At 39.7% G+C, this 5,734-nt stretch carries 5 protein-coding genes; all 5 read right to left on the bottom strand.

Annotated elements, in window-relative coordinates:
- Nucleotides 1-576, bottom strand: a 576-nt coding sequence (locus DB41_RS04125; RefSeq protein ID WP_039384653.1) for a hypothetical protein, incomplete at its 3' end; no start/stop codon positions are given.
- Nucleotides 577-1,191: 615 nt separating this feature from the next.
- Entirely contained in the window at nt 1,192-2,619 is a 1,428-nt protein-coding gene (locus DB41_RS12100; RefSeq protein WP_052243881.1) for a leucine-rich repeat domain-containing protein, read from the bottom strand.
- A gap of 33 nt (nt 2,620-2,652) precedes the next feature.
- The gene (locus DB41_RS04115) at nt 2,653-2,991 is read right to left on the bottom strand and encodes a hypothetical protein (protein WP_039384650.1); all 339 of its coding nucleotides are present in this window, start codon (nt 2,989-2,991) and stop codon (nt 2,653-2,655) included.
- 252 nt (nt 2,992-3,243) lie between these two features.
- Entirely contained in the window at nt 3,244-5,259 is a 2,016-nt protein-coding gene (locus DB41_RS10650) for a leucine-rich repeat domain-containing protein (protein ID WP_052243880.1), read from the bottom strand.
- Nucleotides 5,260-5,347: 88 nt separating this feature from the next.
- Nucleotides 5,348-5,734: ATP-binding protein (locus DB41_RS04105; RefSeq protein ID WP_039384648.1), on the bottom strand; the 387-nt coding region annotated here is incomplete at its 5' end.

The following is a 5,734-nucleotide window of genomic DNA, read 5'->3' as shown; positions in this document are numbered from 1 at the left end:
GGAAGACTCTTCTAACAGATCGAATAAGAGTTCAGTATAGCGTTCTTTAGGAGAATCTGTAGAAGGAAAGCTTTTTTCTTTGTCTTTACCTTTGCTCGAAAAAAGAGGAGCAACTTGCTGTGATGATGAAGAAGCTTCTGAGGAGCGTTTAAGGCAAAATTCAAGATAGGCTTGAGCTTTTTCATAGGTAGGAGTTAATTGCAGAGCTTGCAGCAGAGCTTCAATAGCAGTTGCATGCTCCCCTTTTTCAGCAAGCCGTTTACCCCATAAGAAATGTTCTACAGCTTCTTCGCTAGGCTCATGCTTAAGTTCTTCTAGTGGATGGGATTCAGCTGTTTCGGCCAGATGTCTTACAGTGTAATTTGGAGCATGTCTTTCAATAGGCGTTCTATCTAGAGGACAAAGTTTATTGCGTGCTAAGCACTTGATCACAGTATCTTCGTTAAAGGTATGACCACAAGGGAACAAAGTCACCGCCCGAGTCATCAACTCTCCCGAGACAGCATCTTCTATATTCTCTGAGATTGTAGTGCGGAAATTTGTCTGGATGCTAGGAGTAGAACTTGGCGGCATCATATATAGGCTCCTTATAGTTTTGTGATAAGCAATGGTCTTAAGCGTAGAGATATAGCCTGCTTTTTTTAAGAGCTTACCTTACATTTTTGCTAGAAACCTACTCTTTTTTCTTTTTTTTAAGCAATTTTTATTTTTCACCACTTCCAATTGCAAACTATCCTTTACTGCATTTGCTTCTCTAAAGAGCTTAGGTATAGTAAATATTGGAAAGCATAGGATGTTTGCAAACTGGCCTCTTCTGCTAGTTGCTAGCTATTTTTACGTTCTGCTTTGCTCATTAATCCCTATGTGTATTGCAAAGCTACTTATCTAGTTTCTTCTCGACTGAAAAATGGCCTTAGAAGGTGTGCTGGCTATCCTTTTTTTGTTTTATAATTTGGTTTATTGCCTTCAATTTTATACCTCACTTCGTCATTTAACAAAATGAATTGCCATACATTCATTTTTATTACCAATATAAGATTAAGTTGTTATCTTATCCGATAACTCGCACTAATGAAGGTGCTAAGTGCAGAAACCTTCTCTAATGAACAGCATATATTTTAGCCTAAAAATATCTTAGATTTGCTAAGCCCTTTTTCAACAAAAAACTTTTACCTTCTTCATAATACACCTCTAAAGTGGATTACCATCAATTTCAAGGGTTCTAAGCTGAGAAAGTGGAGGAAGAGAAGTTAGCTTATTATTGCTTAAGTAAAGCCATTGTAGATTAGCAAGTTGGCCTATTTCTACAGGAAGAGCGGTAAGCTGGTTGTTGCTTAAGTCAAGATATTGTAGCTGAGAAAGCTGTCCGATGGCTGCAGGAAGAGCGGTTAGCTGGTTGTTGTTTAAGAGAAGATATTGCAGCTGAGGAAGCTGCCGGATTTCCGCAGGAATAGCGCTTAGCTGGTTGTTGCTTAAGTAGAGATTTTGCAGCTGAGAGAGCTGCCGGATTTCCGCAGGAATAGCGGTTAGCTGGTTGTAGTCTAACCGAAGCGTATGCAGATGTGAAAGCTGGGCAATGGCTGCAGGGATAGAGGTTAGCTGGTTATAGTCTAACCGGAGCGTTTGCAGATGAGAAAGCTGGGCAATTTCTGGCGGCAAAAAGGTTAAGCCTAACGCCTCTAAGTCCAGATAGGTGATATTCTTGTCATGCTCTTCTATCCACTGTGTTAACAGCTCTCCTTTTTTCTTTAAAGGTAAAGCTTTAATATGCACTTGATTTAAGTACTTTGTTCCTCCAGGTAGCTTCTGCCAGATTAAGAGGCGGTTAATATTGAGCAGATAGGAGGAATAATTAAAAAGGGTAATAGCCTTACTTTCCTTAGTATTTCCTTCGAATTCTATATGAGAAAGAGAAGCAGCTAAGGTAAAAAGCTTTTGAAAAATATAAGGTACTTTTTCTTCAATAGGAATATCAGGTTTGATTTTGTAAATCTTATCCAAAATACCAGCTTGTTTTATTAAATCCCTATTTCCATTAGGAAAATGAACCTGGAGGATTGCTTTATAAAGCGAGGCCATGGAAATAGGAGTAGTAGATGGAGGAGAAAGAGGCTGAATCCCTTTAGTAGTGCTAAACAAAGAACTGTCAGTAGTAGCAGGTTGAGAAGTAGAGCTAAACAAAGAAGAGGTAGAAATAGGATTTTGAGGAGCCACTGTGGGAAGAGAGGGGGAGCCCTGATAGATTTGCTTCAGCTTTTCAATCACAAATTGTCTAACCTTTTTGTTTTCTCCTAATAATTTTTTCGTCCATTTATAGCTTACCTTTTCTTTCTCGGTCAGTTCTTCATTCTCATGGTTCATCAACTCTTCCACTTGATTCTCTAATATTTTCTTCAAAATCAAGTTTTCTTGTATGGAAGGCTCTTCTAACAAATCGAATAAGAGTTCAGTATAGCGTTCTTTAGGAGAATCTGTAGAAGGAAGGCTTTTTTCTTTGTCTTTACCTTTGCTCGAAAAATGAGGAGTAACTGGCTGTGATGATGAAGAAACTTCTGAGGAGAGTTTAAGGCAAAATTCAAGATAGGCTTTGGCCTTTTCGTAAGCAGGGCTTAATTGCAAAGCTTGCAGTAAAGCTTCTATGGCAGCTGCATGCTATCCTTTTTCAACAAGTTTTTTACCACGTAAAAAATGTCCTACAGCTTCTTCGCTAGGCTCATGCTTAAATTCTTCTAGTGGATGGGACTCAGCCGTTTCGGCCAGATGCCTTACAGTGTAATTTGGAGCATGTCTTTCAATAGGTGTTCTATCTAGAGGACAGAGCTTATTGCGTGCTAAGCATTGGATGACGGTATCTTCGTTAAAGGTATGACCACACGGAAACAAAGTCACCGCCCGAGTCATCAACTCTCCTGAGACAGCATCTTCTATATTCTCTGAGACTGTAGTGCGGAAAGTTATCTGGTTGGTAGAATTAGAATTTGGCGGCATCATATAAGCTCCTTAAAGTTTTATGGTAAGCGATTGCCTTACGTGCAGAAATAACTTGCCTTTCTAAGGATTAACTTTACCTTTTTGGCAGAAACTTACTCTTTTATCTCTTTTTTAAGCAAACTTTATCTAAGAGATAAAAAAGAGAAAAAGATAAAAGAGTTGTTTGCATTTTGTAAGTTCTTTAACAGCTTTCCTTATGCCTTTCTCAATTCTAATCTCACCATTTCATGTCTTGTTGATAGCCTCCTTTTATCACATCAAAATATTCTTAAGAGCCGCGTTACCCTCTAATTTAAGTGTTCTAAGTTCAGGAACTTGAGGAGGTGGGGTTATTACTTGGTCGCTGCTAAAGGAAAGCTGCTGCAATTGATAAATTTGCCCAAGGGCTGCAGGAAGAGCGGTTAATTGGTTGTGCCTTAAGTCAAGCATTTGCAGTACCGGAAGCTGCTCTATCTCGGGAGGCAGAGTAGTTAGCTGATTGTGGCTTAAGTCAAGTACTTGCAACCCGGCAAGTTGCCCTATTTCTGCAGGAAGAGCGGCTAGCTGGTTGTACTCTAGGTAAAGGTATTGCAGCCAAGAAAGCTGCCCAATAGCTGAGAGAAGAAAAGCTAGCTGGTTATCCCCTAACCAGAGCATTTGCAGACGAGCCAGCTGCCCAACTTCTGAGGGAATAGCCGTTAGCTGGTTATCGCTTAAGCCAAGCATTTGCAGCTGGGCAAGTTGCCCAAGGGCTGCAGGAATAGCCGTTAGCTGATTGGAGTCTACGTTAAGCACTTTCAGCTGAGAAAGCTGTCCTATAGCTGTAGGAATAGCCATTAGTTGATTATGGCTTAAGTGAATCTTTTCCAATTGAGAAAGTTGCCCGATGACGTCAGGAAGATTGGTTAGCAGGTTGTCGTTTAAGTAAAGCCATTGCAGCTGAGAAAGTTGTCCAATAGCTGCAGGAAGAGCGGCTAGTTGATTATCGCTTAATTCTAGCACTTCCAACCGAGAAAGCTGCCCTATCTCGTCAGGAAGAGCGGTTAGCTGATTATCTCTTAAGTTAAGCCAAGTTAGCCTAAGAAGCTGGCAAAGCTCAACAGTTACAGCGGTTAGTTGATTATCGCTTAATACAAGGACTTCCAGCCGAGAAAGCTGTCCTATTTCGTCAGGAAGAGCGGTTAGTTGGTTGTTATCTAAGTAGAGTTTTTGCAGTTGAGAAAGCTGCCCAATTTCTAAGGGCAAAAATGTTAAACCTGAATTACTTAAATTTAAGCTAGTAATATTTTCACCTTGGGCCTCTATCCAGTGGGTTAGTAGCTCTCCTTTTTTCTTTAAAGATAAAGCCTTAATATGCGGTTGGTTTAAGTACTCTGTTCCTCCTGGTAGCTTTTGCCAGATTAAGAGACGGTTAATATTCAGCAGATAGGAAGAATAATTTGAAAGAGTGAAGGCCTTGCTTTCTTTAGGGTTTTCTTCAAATTCTAAAGGAGAAAGAGAAGTCGCTAAAGTAAAGAGTTTTTGAAAGATGTAGGACACTTTCTCCTCAACAGAAAGATTAGATTCAATTTCATAAATTTTATCCACTATACAGGCTTGTCCTATAACACCTTCATTTTTATCAGAAAAGTGAACCTGCACAATTGCGGTGTAAAGCGAGCCCATAGAAATAGGCGTTACAGATGAAAGAGAGAGAGATTGAATCTCTTTAACCGAGGCGCTAGATGAAGAAGCGGTGAAAATAGAAGGATGAGGAGCGACTGTGGGAGGGGGGTAAGGGTTTTGATAGATTTGCTTCAGCTTTTCAACAACAAATTGCCTAACCTCTTTGTTTTCTGCTAATAATTTTTCCGTCCATTTATAGCTTACCTTTTCTTTCTCTGTCAGTTCTTCATTCTCCTGGTTCATCAACTCTTCCACTTGATTCTCTAATATTTTCTTTAGAATCAAGTTTTCTTGAATGGAAGACTCTTCTAACACATCGAATAAGAGTTCAGTATAGCGTTCTTTAGGAGAATCTGTAGAAGAAAGGCTTTTTTCTTTGCCTTTTTCTAAAGGCAAAAAGAAAGAAGGAAGAGACTGCGAAGGGAAACGGGATTCTGAGAATTTCCTAAGGCAAAATTCAAGATAGGCTTTGGCTTTTTCGTAAGTAGGACTTAATTGCAAAGCTTGCAGTAAGGCTTCTATGGCGATTGCATGTTCTCCTTTTTCAGCAAGTTCTTTACCTCGTAAAAAATGTCCTACAGCTTCTTCACTAGGTTTATGTTTAATTTCCTCTAGGGGTGTCATCCGTCATGGTTGGTGACCCAGGGTCGGCAGTTTTAGTGACCCACCCCCTCGTCACCTTTAGTGACCCACCCTAGCTTGAATTTTTTCTTTACTTCTCGGTTTCTTTATTTTGTTTTGATCTTTTATGGAATTGTTCCATACGATAACTTTTTCCTTCAATCACAAGCTTTGTGGCTCTGTGAATCAAACGATCTAGTGCTGCACTACCTATTAATGGATTGGCAAATATTTCCTGCCACTCTCCAAATTCTCTATTGCTGGTAATAATCGTTGCAGCCTTCTCATATCTTTCACAAATTACTTCATAAAGATCCATTTGGCTGGCTTCACTAAGAGATTGTAACCCAAAATCATCTAAAATTAATAAAGGTACTTTAATGACCTGCTGTAGTCTTTTCCTATAGCTGCCATCTCCATGGCCCATAGATATCCAATAAAAAAGCTGGTATGTTCTATAGAAAAGCACCTCATAGCC

Source organism: Neochlamydia sp. TUME1, from assembly GCF_000813645.1.
Taxonomy (GTDB): Bacteria; Chlamydiota; Chlamydiia; order Chlamydiales; family Parachlamydiaceae; genus Neochlamydia.
Note: the sequence above shows the minus strand (reverse complement) of the source record. Positions and strands in the feature narration are given on the sequence as shown.

Bases quoted from the DNA above. Each gene is read 5' to 3' on its own strand.
- DB41_RS10650 (WP_052243880.1), bottom strand. From the start codon at position 5,259: ATGACACCCCTAGAGGAAATTAAACATAAACCTAGTGAAGAAGCTGTA.
- DB41_RS04115 (WP_039384650.1), bottom strand. From the start codon at position 2,991: ATGATGCCGCCAAATTCTAATTCTACCAACCAGATAACTTTCCGCACT.